Below are 18139 nucleotides of genomic sequence, written 5' to 3' on the forward strand. Positions count from 1 at the left end.
GAGGAAGGCAAGGAGGTGTCGGGACGTGAGACTGACCCCCACGGAACGTGACCGGCTGCTGCTGTTCTCGGCCGCCGAACTGGCCCGGGCCCGCAAGGCGCGCGGCCTGAGGCTCAATGTGCCGGAGGCCACCGCGCTCATCGCGGACACCGTGTGCGAGGCCGCCCGCGACGGGCGCCGGCTCGCGCAGGCCATTGAGGCGGCCCGGTCCGTACTCGGCCCCGACGACGTCCTGCCGGGCGTCGCGGACGTCGTCACCGAGGTGCATGTCGAGGCCGTCTTCGACGACGGTTCGCGGCTCGCGGTGGTCTCCGACCCCATCGGCGGCGGGCTGGGGGACCAGGCGCCGGGCGCGCTGCTGCCCGGGCCCGCGCACACCGAGCCCGAGGCGGTCGTACGGCTGACGGTGACGAACACCGCGACCGTGCCCGTCTCCGTGACCTCCCACTTCCACTTCTTCGAGGCCAATCCGCGCCTGGACTTCGTACGGGAGAAGGCCTACGGGAGGCGGCTCGCCGTGCCCGCCGGTTCGTCCGTGCGCTTCGGGCCGGGGGAGAGCGTCGAGGTCGGGCTCGTGCCGATCGGCGGCGAGCGGATCGCCATCGGGTTCGCCGGTCTGGTCGACGGGCCGCTGGACGCGCCCGGAGCGAAGGAAGAAGCCCTGCGCAGGGCCGCCGCCTGCGGATATCTGGGAGCCGAGCCTCAGGGAGCAGACCGATGAGCAACGCCGAACCGATGAGCGGCGTCGATCCCTACGCCTACGCCGCCACCCACGGCCCCCGCGCCGGCGACCGCGTCCGCCTCGGCGACTCGGGGCTGACCATCCGCGTCGAGTCCGACGCCCAGAAGTACGGCGACGAGTTCCTCGCCGGCTTCGGCAAGACCGCCCGCGACGGGCTGCACCTCAAGGCCGCCGCCGTCCGTGAGACCTGCGACGTCGTCATCAGCAATGTCGTGGTGATCGACGCGGTCCAGGGGATCCGCAAGGTCTCCATCGGCATCCGCGAGGGGCGGATCTGCTCGATCGGGCGGGCCGGAAACCCCGACACCCTCGACGGAGTGGACGTGGTGGTCGGTACGGGGACCTCGATCGTCTCGGGCGAGGGGCTGATCGCCACCGCCGGAGCCGTCGACACCCACGTCCACCTGCTGTCGCCGCGCATCATGGAGGCCTCGCTCGCCTCCGGCGTGACCACGATCATCGGCCAGGAGTTCGGGCCCGTGTGGGGCGTCGGCGTCAACTCCCCCTGGGCGCTGCGCCACGCCTTCAGCGCCTTCGACGCCTGGCCGGTCAACATCGGCTTCCTGGGCCGGGGTTCGTCGTCCTCCGACGCGCCCCTGGTCGAGGCCCTCGCCGAGGGCGGCGCGAGCGGCTTCAAGGTCCACGAGGACATGGGCGCCCACACCCGCGCCCTCGACACCGCGTTGCGGGTCGCCGAGGAGCACGACGTCCAAGTCGCCCTGCACAGCGACGGGTTGAATGAGTGCCTGTCGGTCGAGGACACGCTGCGCGTCCTCGACGGGCGGACGATTCACGCCTTCCACATCGAGGGCTGCGGCGGCGGTCACGTGCCCAATGTCCTGAAAATGGCGGGAGTCGCGAACGTCATCGGCTCCTCCACCAACCCCACCCTGCCCTTCGGCCGCGACGCGGTCGCAGAGCACTACGGGATGATCGTCTCCGTCCACGACCTGAAGACCGATCTGCCCGGCGACGCGGCCATGGCCCGCGACCGGATCCGGGCCGGCACGATGGGCGCCGAGGACGTGCTGCACGACCTGGGCGCGATCGGCATCACCTCGTCGGACGCGCAGGGCATGGGCCGCGCGGGCGAGACCGTACGCCGCACCTTCGCGATGGCCGGAAAGATGAAGGCCGAGCTCGGCGCCCCCGAGGACCACGACAACGAACGCGTCCTGCGCTACATGGCCAAGCTCACCATCAACCCCGCCATCGCGCACGGCCTCGCCCACGAGGTCGGCTCCATCGAGGTCGGCAAGCTCGCCGACATCGTGCTCTGGCGGCCCGAGTACTTCGGCGCCAAACCGCAGCTCGTGCTGAAGTCCGGCTTCCCGGCGTACGGAGTTGTCGGCGACCCCAACGCGGCGACCGACACCTGCGAACCCCTCGTGCTGGGACCGCAGTTCGGGGCGCACGGCGCGACACCCGCCGAGATCTCGGTGGCCTTCGTCGCGCAGGCTGCGCTCGACCAGGGCAACGACCGCATGCCGACGCGCCGCCGGCGGGTCGCCGTGCGCGGCACCCGCGGGATCGGACCCGCCGACCTGCGGCTCAACTCCCGTACCGGAGCCGTCGATGTCGACCAGCGCACCGGACTGGTCACCCTCGACGGCGACCCGTTGCGCTCCGAGCCCGCCGACTCCGTATCCCTCAACCGCCTTTACTTCCTCTGATGTTCACCGCCCCTAAGGACCCCCCGATGTCTGCTGCCGCCGACGGCTTCCGCATGCCCGCCGAGTGGACCCCGCACGAGCGCACCTGGATGGCGTGGCCGGGCCCGAACCCCACCTTCGACAACCCGGACGACCTCGCGGAGTCGCGGGCGGCCTGGGCGGCAGTGGCCCGGACGATCCGCCGCTTCGAGCCGGTCACGGTCGTCTGCGGTCCCGGCCAGTCCCGGGAGGCCGCCGCACTCCTCGGCCCCGGCATCGACACCGTCGAGCGCGAACTCGACGACGCCTGGATGCGCGACATAGGCCCCACCTTCCTCACCAACGGGAAGGGTGAACTCGCCGCCGTGGACTGGACGTTCAACGGCTGGGGCGCCCAGGACTGGGCCCGCTGGGAGCACGACTCCAAGATCGGTGCGTACGTCGCCGACCTCGCGGGAGCGCGTACGTACGCCTCGAACCTGGTCAACGAGGGCGGTGCGATCCACGTCGACGGCGAGGGCACCGTGCTGCTCACCGAGACCGTGCAACTCGGCCCCGAGCGCAACCCCGACTGGACCCGCGAACAGGTCGAGGCGGAGATCCACGCCCAGCTCGGCACCCGCAAGGCGATCTGGCTGCCGCGCGGACTGACCGGCGACTATCCGCCGTACGGCTTCGGCACGCTCGGCCATGTCGACATCGTCGCCGCCTTCGCGCGCCCCGGCGTGATCGTCGCGCACTCCCAGCAGGACCCGGCGCACCCCGACCACGAGGTCAGCAAGGAGATCATCGGCCTGCTCAAGGGGCAGACCGACGCGCGCGGCCGCCGTCTGGAGGTCGTCGAGGTCCCGGCCCCGACCGTTCTGAAGGCCGACGGCCACTGGGCCGACTACTCCTACATCAACCACTACCTCTGCAACGGCGGCGTCGTGCTCTGCGGCTTCGACGACCCGCGCGACGAGATCGCGGCCGGGATCTTCCGGCGGCTGTTCCCGGAGCGGACGGTGACACTGGTGGACGCACGTACGATCTTTGCGGGTGGCGGCGGAATCCACTGCATCACCCAGCAGCAGCCGAAGATCTAGGGAGTCGGGCGATGGCCGGTGCGCGAAAGAACGCGCCCCCGCGGGAGGACGTGCTCGCCGCCGCCATGGACATGATCGCCGAGCGCGGTCTGGAGAAGCTCACCATGGCGGCGCTCGGCCGCGAGGTCGGCATGAGCAGCGGCCATCTCCTCTACTACTTCCACTCCAAGGACGAGCTGCTGCTGCAGACCCTGGAGTGGAGCGAGGGCCGGCTCGGCGCCGAGCGGAGCCGAGTGCTGGCCGCACGGGGAACCGCCCGCGAACGCCTCGACACGTACGTCGACCTGTACGTCCCCGACGGCCACCGCGACCCGCACTGGACGCTCTGGCTGGAGGTCTGGAACCGCTCGCAGAACGCCGACGACGACGCCCGTGAGCGACAGGTCGCCATCGAGGGCGCCTGGCACCGCGACCTGGTGGCGCTGATCGCCGAGGGTGTCTCGCACGGCGAGTTCCGCGCCGTCGACCCGGACCGTTTCGCCGCCCGGCTGCGCGCCCTGCTCGACGGCTTCTCCATCCATGTGGCGATCGGCCTGCGCGGCACCGACCGTGCCCAGATCCTGTCCCACGTAAGGGAGTTCCTGGACGAGTCGCTCGGCTGACAGCGGTGGCTTCCGGGGTTCGCGGACGGTCGATCAGCCGCCCGGGTTGTACGTAATCGAACGCATTGACCCGGGGTGCGTGGTGCGGTTGCATCCGGATGAGCCCCCGGTGCGGGACCGGGGGCCGACAGGATTCCGGGGGAAATCATGTCCACTGCTGCACGTGTGTCCTTAGGTGCCGCCATGGCGCTCGGGCTCGTCGGAGCCGCCGTCCCGACCACCATGGCGGCCCCGCACGCACCACGCGTCGAGCGGATCAGTACCGCCACCGGCGGACTTGAGGGCGACGGCGCGTCCGCCGCGCCCGCGATCAGCGCCAACGGCCGCTATGTGGCGTTCACTTCGGCCGCCGGCAACCTCGTGCGCGGGGACACGAACGGTGTCGCGGACGTCTTCGTACGCGACCTGCGGACCGGCCGCACCCAGCGCGTCGCCGAGGGCCCGGCCGACCACCCCGCGATCAGTGCGGACGGCCGCTACGTCGTCTTCGCCACCACCGCCGCACTCGCGAAGGGCGACGACAACGGCCTCGACGACATCTACCTCCACGACCGCAGAACACACCGAACCCAGCGCATCAGCGCCGGCCACCCGGACGCACCGCCTCGCTACCGGCTCAACTATTCGCCCGTGATCAGCGCGAACGGCCGGTTCGTGTCGTACACCACCTCGGCCCCGGACGCCGCGCCCGGCGACACCAACGGCCGGGACGACGCGATCGTCCTCGACCGCAGGACCGGCCGCACCGAGCTGATCCAGTACCGCACCGACGGCACCCTCGGCGAAAGCGACTCCGGGGCGACCTCGTTCAGTGCGGACGGCCGGTTCGTCGTCTTCGACACGGCGGATCAGCTGGACCCCTCGCACGACTACACCCACGCCCTGAACGTGTATGTGCGCGACCGGGCGAAAGGCACCACGGAGCAGGTGAGCCTGCCCACCCGCTTCGTCTACAAGAAGAGCTCGTGGGGCGGAACCGTCAGCGCCGACGGCCGACTGGTGGCCTTCTCCTCCAACGTGAACTCGCTCGTGCCCGGAGACACCGACTTCTTCACCGACGTGTTCGTCTTCGACCGCGACCGGCAGACCACCGTACGCGTGAGCACCGCCGCCGACGGGACCCCGCCCGACGGCCCGAGCCAGGGCGCGGTTCTGAGCGCCGACGGCCGCCGCGTCGCCTTCGTCTCCACCGCCGACAACCTGGTCCCCGGCGACACCAACGGCGTCGCCGACGTCTTCGTCAAGGACCTGCGGACGGGCGCCGTCGAGCGCGTGAGCACCGCCGCCGAGGGCACCCAGGCGGACGGCGCCGCGGGCACGGTGTCGCTCGGCCGGAACCGGGCCGCCTTCTCCTCCGCGGCCACGAACCTCGTCCCCGGCGACGGCAACGGGGTCGACGACATCTTCGTACGCGAACTGGAGGGGAACCGATGAGACCGTCGCTGTGGAGCGCCGCCGCCCTGGCCGCCGCGCTCACCCTGACCGTGACCCCCGCCCAGGCCGCGCCGGAGCGGACCGAGCGGGTGAGCACCGGCACCGGCGGTGTCCAGCTCACGGCCGCGTCCTCCGGCGGCACGGTCAGCGCCGACGGCCGGTACGCCGTGTTCATCTCGGCGGACCCCACGGGCGGCTACGACACCCGCGTGTACGTGAAGGACCTGCGCACCGGGACGCTGACCCAGGTGCCCGAGGACATGCTCTACACCACGCACGCGGTGCTCAGCGCGAACGGCCGCCGCGTCGCGTACTCCAACGGCAACCGCTACCCGAAGCCGTACGTCTACGATCGTGTGACCGGGGAGACACAGCAGCTGTGGCCGGCCCAACTGCCCGACACCGCCTCCTACGAACTGGGCGAGGCCGCCGCGATCAGCGCCGACGGCCGGCAGGTGGCGTACACGATCGGCAATCGGGCCGGTGACCAGTACGCCCGCGTGCTGTACGTCCGCGACCTGGCCACCGGCACCGACGAGCAGATCTCGCCGCTGCCACCCGAAGGCATGATCGTGGGCGCCTCGCTCAGCGCGGACGGCCGCACCGTCGCGTACGGCCTGCTCGTCCGCACCGGCCAGGGCGCCGTCGTCCAGGTCTACGTCAAGGACCGCGACACGGGCGAGACGCGCCGGGTGGACACGGGGACCTCGGCCGGTCTCGTCCAGCTCTCCGCCGACGCCAGCCGGGTCCTCTTCAACTCCCGGGCGGAAGACGGGACTTCGGCTACATACGTACGCGACCTGCGCACCGACCGGGTCCAGCGGATCGCCGACGGGGTCGCCGACGCGGCCGACAGCACCCTGCGGCACGTCCTGCTGACCGAGGACGACGGGCTGGTGCTGCTCGACCGGCGCACCGGCGAACGTCACACCGTCGGCCCGGCGGGCGCGACCGCCCTTCCGGGCGCGGTCACCCGGCGCGGCCGTGCCGTCGTCTTCAGCTCCACGGCAGACGACCTGGTGCCGGGGGACACCAACGGGGTCTCGGACGTGTTCCTCACCGTGCGCTGAACCAACACGCTGTTCGCATCCTGAGACACCCCGTGAGCACGGGGGCGGTATGTGCCAGACTGCCCCCGTGCTCTCGTTCGCCATGATTATTGGCAGCAGGCGCGCCGGTCCGCAGTGACCGCCACGTACCACCACGTACGGGCGGACACCGTCGTCCTCGACCCGCGCGCAGACCTCTCGCACCCGCGAGAGGTTTTTCGTTTTCCTGGCCCACCTCAAGCCGGGAAGAGAGCGCGAGGGAGTATTGGGGGACGGTGGAGCCGGTCATTCCGGTACAGACCGAGATCCGACATCAGGAGCCGAAACCATGACCGAAACCAGCGAGCTCGACGATTCGTTCCACGTCTTCGACACGACCCTGCGCGACGGCGCGCAGCGTGAGGGCATCAACCTCACCGTGGCGGACAAGCTGGCCATCGCACGGCACCTGGACGACTTCGGGGTGGGCTTCATCGAGGGCGGCTGGCCCGGCGCCAACCCGCGCGACACCGAGTTCTTCGCCCGCGCCCAGCAGGAGATCGACTTCAAGCACGCCCAGCTGGTGGCGTTCGGCTCCACCCGCCGCGCGGGAGCCAAGGCGAGCGAGGACCCGCAGGTCAAGGGGCTGCTGGAGTCCGGCGCCCCGGTGATCACGTTGGTGGCGAAGTCCCACGACCGCCATGTGGAACTCGCCCTGCGGACCACCCTCGAAGAGAACCTGGAGATGGTCCGCGACACAGTGTCCTACCTCCGCTCCCAAGGCCGCCGGGTCTTCGTCGACTGCGAGCACTTCTTCGACGGCTACCGCGCGAACCCCGAGTACGCGAAGGCCGTGGTCCGCGCGGCCTCGGACGCGGGCGCCGACGTGGTGGTGCTCTGCGACACGAACGGCGGCATGCTCCCGGCCCAGGTCCAGGCGGTCGTCGCCACGGTCCTCGCGGACACCGGCGCCCGGCTCGGCATCCACGCCCAGGACGACACGGGCTGCGCGGTCGCGAACACCCTGGCCGCGGTGGACGCGGGCGCGACCCACGTGCAGTGCACGGCCAACGGCTACGGCGAGCGGGTCGGCAACTCGAACCTGTTCCCCGTGGTGGCGGCCCTGGAGCTGAAGTACGGCAAGAAGGTGCTCCCCGAAGGCGCCCTGCGCGAGATGACGAGGATCTCGCACGCGATCGCCGAGGTCGTCAACCTCACCCCCGCCACGCACCAGCCGTACGTGGGCGTCTCCGCCTTCGCCCACAAGGGGGGCCTGCACGCCTCCGCGATCAAGGTCGATCCGGCCCTGTACCAGCACATCGAACCCGAGCAGGTCGGCAACACCATGCGGATGCTGGTCTCCGACATGGCGGGCCGCGCCTCCGTCGAGCTCAAGGGCAAAGAGCTCGGCATCGACATCAGCGGCGACCGCGAGCTGGTGGGCAGGGTCGTGGAACGCGTGAAGGAGCGCGAGCTCCAGGGCTACACGTACGAGGCGGCCGACGCGTCCTTCGAGCTCCTGCTCCGCGCGGAGGCCGAGGGCAAGGCCCGCTCGTACTTCCAGGTGGAGTCCTGGCGGGCCATCGTCGAGGACCGCCCCGACGGCACCCACGCCAACGAGGCCACGGTCAAACTCTTCGCCAAGGGCGAGCGCATCGTCGCCACCGCCGAGGGCAACGGCCCGGTCAACGCCCTCGACCGCGCGCTCCGGGTCGCCCTGGAGAAGATCTACCCCCAGCTCGCCAAGCTGGAGCTCGTCGACTACAAGGTCCGCATCCTTGAGGGCAAGCACGGCACCCAGTCCACGACGCGCGTCCTGATCTCCACCTCGGACGGCACCGGCGAGTGGTCGACGGTGGGCGTCGGCGAGAACGTCATCGCCGCGTCCTGGCAGGCGCTGGAGGACGCGTACACGTACGGGCTGCTGCGGGCCGGGGTGGAGCCCGCGGCGTAGCGGATCCGGCGACGCGTCAGCACGAGTCCTCGGCGAGTCTCTCGAACTCGCCGAGGCTCATGGCACGGTCGTCGGCCCAGACCTGGCCGGGCTTGAGCCGGTTCAGGTCGGCGGGCCGGAAGGTGACCGTGCCGGTGTACTCGTAGTTGTACTCGGCCTTCCCGAAGGCGAGTTCGTACGTGTACGCCGGCACCAGCCGCTGCTCCCCGGCCGCACGGCTGTGCCACTGCCGTGGCGGCGAGAAGAGCGGGAAGCCGGCGTCGGAGCCGTGCCGCTTGCCGGGGACCTCCCAGCCGGAGCGGTTGCGTACGGAATCGGAGCCGGTGTCCGCCGTGTCCGGCACGCCGGTGAGGCCGAGCCCCTGGACGAGGTCGTCGCCGCACGGCCGCAGCAGCGCCCGTGGGGCGCCGGACGCGTCCAGGTAGACCGCGGCCAAGGGGCGCAGCTCGGCTCCGCACCCGCTCAACAGCGCCAGCGCACCCACGACACCCGCTATCGCCGCCACGCGGCGCCGTCTCCGAGTCGTCGGACCGGCCACCGCCGCCTCGCGTCGTCGCATCCACGTCACCGCGCGCTCCTCAGCACTTGTCGTCGACAAGGTCGTCGAAGGCGTCCCGGCTCATCGCACGGCTGTCGGCCCAGACCTGGCCGGGCTTCAGCCGGTTCAGATCCTCGGTGGTGAAGTAGACCCAGACGTCGTACGGGGACCAGCCGGAGCGGGGGCCGGTGACATCGAGGGCATAGGTGCGGCCGGGCCGCAGCCGCTGCGGCCCGGTCGCCTCCGTGTGCCAGGCGGCGGGCGGTGAGAAGAGCGGGAACGTCGCCGTGGAGACCTCGACCTGCTCGCCGTAGTCCGGCCACCAGCCGGTGTCCTCGGTGGCCGGCTCACTGGCGTCCGCGTCGTCGGTGGGCCAACTGTGCAGTTCCGCCCGACTGCCGTGGTCCCCGCCGCACAGCCGCACGGTGGCGACCGGCGTGCCGTCCCCGTCCAGCCGGACGGCCGCGAGCGACAGCTGTGCCGGGCTGCACCCGCCGAGCAGCAGACACCCCGCGACCGCACCCACCGCAGCCACCCCCGTACGCCTCATGCCTCCACCCCTCCGCCGACGTGGCTACTGCAAGTGCCACTTCTGGTTGGCGGCTCCGGTGCACGACCAGATCTGTGCCCGCGCCCCGTTCGCCGACGAGTTGTCGGTCACGTCGAGGCATTTGTTCGCCGCCGTGTTCACCACATCACCGGTGGCGGAGTTGTACGACCACTGCTGTGCACCGGTTCCATTGCAGTCGTACAACTGGACTTTCGCGCCGTCGGCGGTCGAAGCCGACGTCACGTCAAGGCACTTGCCGAGCGCCCGCACCGTCCCGTCGGTCTGCACCGTCCACTGCTGCGCGGTCGACCCGTTGCAGTCGTAGAGCTGCACCGCCGTGCCGTTGGTGCTCGAACCCCCGGCCACATCAAGGCACTTGCTCGCGAGCCCCACGAATGCCCCGGTCTGGCTGCCGCCCCCGGCCTGCGTCCCCGACCAGGTGAAGGTGGCGGACGTCTTGCCGGGCAGGGAGTAAGTCGCGTGCTGCGAGCCCCAGTTGATGGTGACCGTCTTGGCGGTCGAAGCGTCGTTGTACGCGATGAGCGCTTTGCTGCCGTCAGGGTTGCGCCACGCCACGTTCGGCACGGCGGTGGACGCGGTGGAGGCGATCCGCTGGGCACCCGGCCGTACGAACTTCGTCAGGTGGCCCATGGTGTAGTACTCGATCGTGTAGTCGACGGTCCCGCTCGCGCCGTCCCCGTTGTGCACGGTGATCAGCCCGGTGCAGGTGCCGCAACCGCCGTTGTGCGGGCCCATGTTCTGGTCCACGGCAAGCGACCACTTCGTGACCGACTTCGCCCAGTTCCGGGTGTAGTCGATGATGTTGGACATGTCCTCGCGCTGCTGGTTGGCGATCCAGGTGCCGCCCGAGTGCTCGGTGCCGAAGGCGTCCAGCGTGGGGTACTGGTTGTGGACGGTGGTCTGCTTGGTGACGTCACCGCCGTAGCCGTGCCAGGCGATCCCACCGAAGTTCGGGTGCGAGCGGACCGCCGCGTCGTCGACGGTCGAGGCCGCGTAGGAGTCGTACACGTCCCAGTTCCAGTCGTGGGCAAGGACCTTGGTGGACAGCCCGGCCGCCTGGAGCTTCGGCAGCAGCTCGCTCTTCGTGAAGTACGCAAGGCCCGAGGCGTTCCAGCTCATCGACGGATAGCCGGAACAGCACGTCGGCTCGTTCTGGACGGTCACGTACGACACCGGAACGCCCTGATCCTTGTACGCCTGAAGGTACTTGACGAAGTAGTTCGCGTACGCCCCGTAGTCCTCGGACTTCAGCCAGCCCCCGTTGAGCGACCCGCTGTCCTTCATCCAGGCGGGCGCGGTCCACGGCGAGGCCATCACGGTCAGGGAGGGGTTCAGCTGGAGCGCCTGCTTGGTCAGCGGCACCACGTCGGCCAGGTCGTGCGCGATCGAGAACGACGCCAGGTTGGGGTCGGTCTGCCCGGCCGCCACGTCGTCGTACGAGTACCCGTACCGCGCCAGGTCCGACGCGCCCATCGGATTGCGCAGGAACGACAGCCCGATGCCGTCCGTCGGCGAGAACAGCTTCCGCATGGTCGCGTCCCGCGTGGCCTGCGTCAGCGCGCCACTGCTGTTCATCAGCCAGGCGGCGGTGTCGGTGAAGGAGGCGCCGCCGCCGGTGAAGGTCTGATAGCGGGTGTTCTCGTCGACGGTGATGTTCTCGCCGCTGCCACCGCTGCCGGACTGGAAGGCGAACGGGGTCTGCGCCTGGAGCCCGCGGACGACATGGCGCCCGCCGGTGTCGTCCGTGGTGGTGAGCCAGGCGGTCACTTGCTCACCGGCCGCGTGCGCGGGGGGTACGGCCGCGGTGAGGCCGGCCACGGAGAGCAGTCCGGCCAGTAACAGCCGGGCCGTGCGGGGGGTTCTCCTGGACATGAAAGCGTCGCCCTTCCTGACGAGACGTCTTGACGGGTCTGCGGGCCGTTAGTTAACTCACGGCGTGATCTAAGTCATGAGTGAACTGTGCGAACCAGAGTGAACCAGAGACCCGAGAGCCGAGGGAAGGTCCATGCCAAGAACCGCCCTGCTCGTCTCCACCGCCCTGTTGGCCGCGCTGCTGTCACCGGCCGTGTCCCAGGCGGCCGACGACCCCGCGCCTGTCCCCGTCGACCGTTTCGAAGGCGAGGTGCCCTTCGCCGGCCAGCCCGCCGAGGGCATCTTCACCTGGGGCAGCGACAACGACGACCCACCCCAACTCGCCCTGACCGCACGGTCGGACGCCCCCGAGGGCGCCGAGGTCCTCACCGGCACCTACGACATCAGCGGCTACGGCGGCTTCACCCACGACTTCGCCGCCGGCCAGCCCGCCCACGACTGGTCCGCGCACAAGGGCATCCGCTTCTGGTGGGACGGCCGGAACACCGGCAAGAAGACGGCGTTCGAGATCAAGGACGGCGGCGCCAACGGCGAGGCCTCCGAACTGTGGACGACGTCCTTCACCGACGACTTCAGCGGCTGGAAACAGATCGAGATCCCCTTCACCGACTTCACCTACCGCACGGACTACCAGCCCGTCGGCGGCATCGACCAAGTCCTCGGTCTCACCGGGATGTGGGGGTACGCGGTCACGCTCCCGGTCGGCGTCAAGGGCCAGTTCGCCATGGATGACGTCGAGTTGTACGGCAAGGCGGACCAGTCCCTGCGGGCGAGCGTCCGCACGGATGCCGCCGTCTACCCGGTGAAGGAGGGCGGCGCGGCCACGGTGCGGGTATCCGTCGCCACCACCGGCTCCGCCCCGATCGACGAGCCCGTGACCGTCGCGTACGAGAGCGCGGGCGGCACCGCCGAGTCCGGCAAGGACTACACACCGGTCAAGGGCGAGATCACCTTCCCGGCGGGCACGGCGTCCGGCGCCTCGCGCACGGTCCAGGTGTCCACGCTGAAGGACAAGTCCGCCGAACCGGCCGAGACGATCCCCCTCAAGCTCACGGTCACCGGCGCGAAGGCCCCCACCGAGACCCCGCAGGTCGTCATCGACGCCCACGGACTGCCGTACCTGGACGCGAAGCTGCCGCTCAAGAAGCGGGTCGCCGACCTCGTGTCGCGGATGTCACTGGAGGAGAAGGCCGGGCAGATGACCCAGGCCGAGCGCGGCGCGTTGACGGCGCAAGGCGACATCGCGACGTACGACCTCGGCTCGCTCCTCTCCGGCGGCGGTTCCACGCCCACCCCCAACACCCCCGGGGCCTGGGCGAAGATGATCGACGCCTTCCAACTCCGGGCGCAGGCAACACGGTTCCAGATCCCGCTGATCTACGGCGTGGACGCGGTGCACGGCCACAACAACCTCACCGGCGCGACGATCATGCCGCACAACATCGGCATCGGCGCGACCCGCGACCCCCGGCTCGCCGAGCGGACAGGAGCGGTGACGGCATCGGAAGTCCGCGCCACCGGCATCCCGTGGGACTTCGCCCCCTGCCTCTGTGTGACCCGCGACGAACGGTGGGGCCGCTCGTACGAGTCCTTCGGTGAGGACCCGGCGCTCGTCAAGTCCATGGAGACGATCATCCAAGGCCTCCAAGGCGCCCGCAGTGGCAAGGACCTGAAGGACGACGACAAGGTGCTCGCCACCGCCAAACACTTCGCCGGCGACGGCGGCACGGAGTACGGCTCGTCCACGACGGGCTCGTACACCATCGACCAAGGCATCACGAAGGTCACGCGCGAGCAGCTGGAGGCCATCCATCTCTCGCCCTACCAGACGGCGGTCGACCGCGGTATCGGCTCGGTCATGCCGTCCTACTCCTCGCTGGACATCCTCGGCGACGGGCAGGGCCCGGTGAAGATGCACGCCCGCGCGGACATGATCAACGGCGTGCTCAAGGACCGCATGGGCTTCGACGGCTTCGTCATCAGCGACTGGGCGGCCATCGACCAGATCCCCGGCGACTACGCGTCCGACGTCCGTACGTCCGTCAACGCCGGTCTCGACATGATCATGGTCCCGTACGCGTACAAGGACTTCCGTACGACACTGATCGACGAGGTGAAGGCGGGCAGGGTGAGCGAGAGCCGGGTGACCGACGCGGTCTCGCGCATCCTCACCCAGAAGTTCAAGCTGGGCCTCTTCGAGAAGCCGTACGCCGACACGAGTGGGGCGGCGGCAATCGGTTCACCCGCGCACCGGGCGGTGGCGCGCGAGGCGGCGGCCGAGTCCCAGGTCCTGCTGAAGAACTCGGCCGGCGTCCTGCCGCTGAAGAAGTCCCAGAAGGTGTACGTCGCCGGATCGAACGCCGACGACCTCGGCAACCAGACGGGCGGCTGGACGATCACGTGGCAGGGCGCGTCGGGCCCGGTCACCCAGGGCACGACGATCCTGGAGGGCATGCGAAGCGCGGGCGGTGACGTCACGTACTCGAAGGACGCCTCGGCACCTACGGCCGGCTACGACGTGGGCGTGGTGGTCGTCGGCGAGACCCCGTACGCCGAGGGCGTGGGCGACGTGGGCAACGGCAACGACCTGGAACTGACCGCGGCCGACAAGGAAGCCGTCGACAAGGTGTGCGCGGCCATGAAGTGTGCGGTGCTGATCGTTTCGGGCCGCCCGCAGCTGATCGGCGACCGTCTCGCCGGCATCGACGCGCTGGTCGCCTCCTGGCTGCCGGGAACGGAGGGCGACGGAGTGGCGGACGTGCTGTACGGCAAGCGGGCGTTCACCGGTCAGCTCCCGGTCACCTGGCCGAAGTCGGAGTCCCAGCTCCCGATCAACGTCGGTGACACGTCGTACGATCCGCAGTTCCCGTACGGCTGGGGCCTGACGACCCTCACCAAGGTGCCCGCAGGCGGCACGGCGACCCTGAAGACCCTCGCCAAGGCCGCCGAGGCCGCAGACCGCACCGGCTCCGCCGAAGCCGGCCGAGCCGCCGTGACCCAGGCCCGCCTCCTGGTCCAGCAGAAACTCGGCCAGACCCTCGCCCCCACCACCACCAAACCCTTCGCCAACGCCGACCACCTCCTACTGACCGGCCACTACGCCTCGGCGATCGCAAGCCTGACGGAGGCATACAGAGCCGCCTGAAGCCGTTCCTCGCCCCCGCCGCCCCTACCCGTCCCATCCTCCTGGGGCTCCGCCCCAGACCCCGTGGGTGAGTTCGTCGGCTGCGGGTGGGTGGGGGCTGGTCGCGCAGTTCGCCCCGCCGTCCCCCGCCCGCCCTGGTTCGTTCGGCTGCGGGTGGGTGGGGGTTGCTCGCGCAGTTCCCCGCGCCCCTAAAAGGGGCGCGGGGAACTGCGCAGTCTTTTAGGGGGGTCTGGGGGCGCAGCCCCCAGGGATGGGACGGGTAGGGGCGGCGGGGGCGAAATACCAGCCCCGAGCTCCCGTCAGCCCCAATGTCCAGATTTGCGCACCTTCGGGTAGCTTCGAAGACATGAAGGCCGTACTCACCCGAGGACTCCCAGGCCTGCTGATCGCACTGACGCTGGCCGCCCTGATGGCGCTTGCAACCCCCGCCCTCACCGCCCACGCGTCCACCGACATCTCCACCATCGCAGCAGCCCTCAGAAAGAGCCCGGTCTACGTAGACCCCGCCGCCGCAGCCCAGCTCTCCACCACGGACGCCGACGCCCTGGCCAAGAAGATCGAGCACGCGAACAAGCCCATCCTCATCGCAGTCCTCCCCGCAGACTTCCCCACCCAGAACCTCTTCCAGAACCTCCGCACCTCCACCGGCATCACAGGCCTGTACGCCATCAGACTCGGCACCCTCTTCGACGCCCGCGCCGACTCCGCCGTGATGCCCCGCACCGCCGTACAGAACCTCGTCACCAGCGTCCAGGGCGAGAACAACACGAACACCCAGCTGAACGACTTCACGAACCGCGCGATCATCAACATCGGCGGCTCGGCCCCGGCGAGCTGGAGCGGCGGCGGAGACACGGGAAGCGGCGTTTCCACGGGCGCCCTGATCGTGCTCGGGGCGGTGGTCGTCGCGGGCGGCGCGGGCGCGTACACCCTCGTACGCCGCGACCGCCGCCGTAAGGCGCGGGAACAACAGGAAGCACTGGACAAACTCCGCGTCGTGGTCGACGAGGACATCACGGCCTTCGGCGAGGAACTCGACCGCCTCGACTTCCACCCGGCCGAAGCGGGCGCCGACGACGCGATGCGGGCTGACTACGAGCGCGCGCTGGACGCGTATGAGCAGGCGAAGGGGTACATGGCCGCGGCCACGCGCCCCGAGGACGTACGGGCGGTCACGCAGTCCCTGGAGGACGGCCGTTTCTCGCTCACGATGCTCGCCGCGCGCCGCGAGAGCCGCCCGATCCCCGAGCGCCGCGCCCCCTGCTTCTTCGACCCGCGCCACGGCCCCTCCGTCGCCGACGCGACCTGGACGCCCGCCGGCGGCGCATCCCGCGAGGTCCCGGTCTGCGCGGCGGACCAGACCCGCCTCGCCGACGGCGCCGACCCGGCGATCCGCGAGGTCGAGACGGACTACGGCCGCCGCCCGTACTGGGACGCGGGCCCGGCGTACGGCCCCTGGGCGGGCGGCTACTTCGGCGGCGGCGTGCTGCCCGGCCTCCTCGTCGGCACGATGTTGGGCAGCATGATGTCCAGCCCCTCCTACGCGGCCGACTACGGCTCCGGATACGGCGACTTCGGCGCCGCCGGCTACGACGGCGGCGACGTCTCGGGCTCCGACTTCGACCCCGGCGACTTCGGCGGCGGCTTCGGGGACGGCGGAGGCGGCGACTTCGGCGGGGGAGGGGACTTCGGCGGAGGTTTCTGAGGGAGGGCGCCGGCGCCGGCCCTTCAGGACCGGAGGAAGTCCCTTATGGGGAGCGGTAGTTCAGTCACCGGGACCAGCAGTTGAGTTACCGGGACCAGCGGTTCCGTTACCGAGACCGGTAGTTCAGTTACCGGGATCGGTAGTTCGGTCGGCTTCGGACACCTCGGCGTCCGCGAGCCGGTCCATCAGCGCACCCGCGAGCCGCAACACCTCGCGCTCAGTCTCGCTCAGCGTGCCGAGCGCCGCGGCCAGCCAGACGTCCCGCTCGGCCATGTCCCGCTCCAGCGCGCGGCGCCCCTCCGCGGTGAGCGTGAGCACGGACTGGCGCCGGTCGGCGGTGCCGGGCTCCCGGGCGATCAGCCCGTCCGCCTCCAGCTCGGCGAAGACCCGGGTCAGCGACTGCGGCCGCTGCCGCTCGGCCGCCGCGACCTCGCCGGGGGTCGCCGGCCCGTGCCGCCGCAGATGCCCGAGCACCCCCAGCTGATTCGGGCTGAGCCCACCGTCGCCCCGCTCCTGCCGCAGCCGACGGTTGAGCCGCACGATGCCGCGGCGGATCTGGGCGGCGCGGGAGAGCTGGTCCATGAGGAGATCGTAAGCGATTACGTACGATTGCGACCTGTCATTGCGGCGCCTACCCGCTTACCATCGACATGGTGACCGTCAAACTCATACGCAATGCTTACGAAGCGTCGCTCACCATGACGGCCGTGCTGCTCTGCTGGGCCGTCGCCCTGTGGCTGGAGGGTGCCGCCGGACTGCACGCCGACGTCCTTGTCCTCGCGGTCGCCCTGACCCTCCCCCTGGCGAGCGTCCAGCGGACCGCGGACACCCGCGTACGGCTCATGTCCTTCGTGCTGCTGCCCGCCGTGGCCGGGGTCTCGATCCTGCTCGGCCACCTCGTGGCGGAGCACTACGCTGCCGGCGCCGCCGTCTTCACCCTCGGTATCTCCCTGCCGATCTGGATCCGCCGCTTCGGCCCGGCTGCGACGAAGGCGGGCACCCTGATGACGCTGCCGCTGATCGCCCTGCTCGTGGTGCCGGGCCCCGCGCTGCCGCCCAGGGCCCAGTCCGCGCTGGTGAGTTGGGGCTGGGCGGCGCTGATCGGGCTGCTGGCGTGCGGCTGTGTCCGGCTGGTCCAGGCGCTGGCCGACCACCTTGGCCCCTGGGGGCCCGAACCCGCACCGGACCGCCCCCGGCGTCCCTCCCGGCTGCGCCCCCGCCCGAGCGCACGCATGGCCGTGCAGATGGCGGCCGCCGTCGCCGCGGCCTTCGCCCTCGGACGGCTGCTCTTCGACCAGCACTGGCCGTGGATGGTCCTCACGGCGTATGTGGCGGCGAGCGGCAACCGAGGCCGAAATGACGTGGTGCGCAAGGGAGTTGAACGCCTCGTAGGTGCCTGCGCAGGAACGGTACTGGCCGCCGGAGTCGCCGTGGCCGGGATCACCGGCCGGACGTCCGTCGTCCTGATCTTCGTCGTCCTGGCCGTCGCCCTGTGGCTGCGCCCACTGAACTACGCGTACTGGGCGGCGGGCATGACCACCGCCCTCTCCCTCCTCCTCGGCTACTACGGCCAGGACGCACAGAGCCTCCTCCCGACCCGCCTCGAAGCGATCGCACTGGGCGCGGCACTGGCGGTGGCATCGGCATGGTGGCTTCTCCCGGTACCGGCGCCAAGACGTCAGGGCCCCAGCAGTTCATCCCCACGCCTCCCGGACACCGGCCACCGGCACGCGTAACGCTCACCGGCGGCATGCCACCAGCCGGGCGGCGAGGGCCAGCTGTCTCGACGGCGTAGAGGCCCCCCTCTTTAC

At 70.7% G+C, this 18139-nt stretch carries 14 protein-coding genes; 10 read left to right on the forward strand and 4 right to left on the reverse strand.

All coding sequences use genetic code 11. The annotated features are described in order from the left end of the window. The first annotated feature begins 25 nt into the window (after nucleotides 1-25). The 7 genes from ureA (at nucleotide 26) to cimA (ending at nucleotide 8497) form a co-directional block, all read left to right on the forward strand. Nucleotides 26-721, forward strand: coding sequence for an urease subunit gamma (gene ureA, locus AB5J50_RS35155; protein ID WP_369262490.1), 696 nt, complete (start codon nucleotides 26-28; stop codon nucleotides 719-721). Next, nucleotides 718-2415 carry an urease subunit alpha gene (locus AB5J50_RS35160; protein ID WP_369262492.1) on the forward strand — a complete coding sequence of 566 codons (1698 nt, stop codon included), beginning with the start codon at nucleotides 718-720 and terminating at the stop codon, nucleotides 2413-2415. The genes ureA and AB5J50_RS35160 overlap by 4 nt, the downstream gene beginning before the upstream one ends. Before the next feature lie 26 nt (nucleotides 2416-2441). After that, complete coding sequence (locus AB5J50_RS35165; RefSeq protein WP_369262493.1) at nucleotides 2442-3479, forward strand: agmatine/peptidylarginine deiminase; 1038 nt, start codon at nucleotides 2442-2444, stop codon at nucleotides 3477-3479. Nucleotides 3480-3490: 11 nt separating this feature from the next. Next, nucleotides 3491-4081: a TetR/AcrR family transcriptional regulator gene (locus tag AB5J50_RS35170; RefSeq protein WP_369262494.1), complete on the forward strand. Its 591-nt coding sequence runs from the start codon at nucleotides 3491-3493 to the stop codon at nucleotides 4079-4081. A gap of 183 nt (nucleotides 4082-4264) precedes the next feature. Next, a complete protein-coding gene (locus tag AB5J50_RS35175; RefSeq protein ID WP_369262496.1) occupies nucleotides 4265-5515 on the forward strand; it encodes a TolB family protein in 1251 nt (416 codons plus the stop codon). Then, nucleotides 5512-6585: a TolB family protein gene (locus AB5J50_RS35180; protein WP_369262497.1), complete on the forward strand. Its 1074-nt coding sequence runs from the start codon at nucleotides 5512-5514 to the stop codon at nucleotides 6583-6585. Before AB5J50_RS35175 ends, AB5J50_RS35180 begins: the two co-directional genes overlap by 4 nt. A 307-nt stretch (nucleotides 6586-6892) precedes the next feature. Then, nucleotides 6893-8497, forward strand: coding sequence for a citramalate synthase (cimA, locus tag AB5J50_RS35185; protein WP_369262499.1), 1605 nt, complete (start codon nucleotides 6893-6895; stop codon nucleotides 8495-8497). Nucleotides 8498-8513: 16 nt separating this feature from the next. Here the strand turns inward: cimA and AB5J50_RS35190 are convergent, their stop codons facing one another. Genes AB5J50_RS35190 through AB5J50_RS35200 form a run of 3 tightly spaced genes read right to left on the reverse strand, consistent with a single transcriptional unit; the run spans nucleotide 8514 to nucleotide 11478 of the window. Next, nucleotides 8514-9056 (reverse strand): hypothetical protein, encoded by a 543-nt coding sequence (locus AB5J50_RS35190; protein WP_369265600.1) that lies wholly within the window; start codon nucleotides 9054-9056, stop codon nucleotides 8514-8516. Nucleotides 9057-9075: 19 nt separating this feature from the next. Then, nucleotides 9076-9585, reverse strand: a complete 510-nt coding sequence (locus AB5J50_RS35195) for a hypothetical protein (RefSeq protein WP_369262500.1) — start codon at nucleotides 9583-9585, stop codon at nucleotides 9076-9078. Between the two features lie 24 nt (nucleotides 9586-9609). After that, nucleotides 9610-11478: a ricin-type beta-trefoil lectin domain protein gene (locus tag AB5J50_RS35200; RefSeq protein ID WP_369262501.1), complete on the reverse strand. Its 1869-nt coding sequence runs from the start codon at nucleotides 11476-11478 to the stop codon at nucleotides 9610-9612. Between the two features lie 133 nt (nucleotides 11479-11611). Here AB5J50_RS35200 and AB5J50_RS35205 point away from each other — a divergent pair, with 133 nt between their 5' ends. Then, nucleotides 11612-14623, forward strand: coding sequence for a glycoside hydrolase family 3 N-terminal domain-containing protein (locus AB5J50_RS35205; RefSeq protein WP_369262502.1), 3012 nt, complete (start codon nucleotides 11612-11614; stop codon nucleotides 14621-14623). Nucleotides 14624-14969: 346 nt separating this feature from the next. Then, on the forward strand, nucleotides 14970-16328 hold the full coding sequence (locus AB5J50_RS35210) for a hypothetical protein (protein ID WP_369262504.1): 1359 nt from the start codon (nucleotides 14970-14972) through the stop codon (nucleotides 16326-16328). Between the two features lie 123 nt (nucleotides 16329-16451). On the opposite strand, the gene AB5J50_RS35215 is transcribed toward AB5J50_RS35210, so the two are convergent. Next, nucleotides 16452-16910 (reverse strand): MarR family winged helix-turn-helix transcriptional regulator, encoded by a 459-nt coding sequence (locus AB5J50_RS35215; protein WP_369262505.1) that lies wholly within the window; start codon nucleotides 16908-16910, stop codon nucleotides 16452-16454. 71 nt (nucleotides 16911-16981) lie between these two features. Here AB5J50_RS35215 and AB5J50_RS35220 point away from each other — a divergent pair, with 71 nt between their 5' ends. Further along, a complete protein-coding gene (locus tag AB5J50_RS35220; protein WP_369262507.1) occupies nucleotides 16982-18064 on the forward strand; it encodes an FUSC family protein in 1083 nt (360 codons plus the stop codon). Nucleotides 18065-18139 lie beyond the last annotated feature (75 nt).

Source organism: Streptomyces sp. R35 (genome assembly GCF_041053035.1).
In the GTDB taxonomy this organism is placed as follows: Bacteria; Actinomycetota; Actinomycetes; order Streptomycetales; family Streptomycetaceae; genus Streptomyces; species Streptomyces lutosisoli.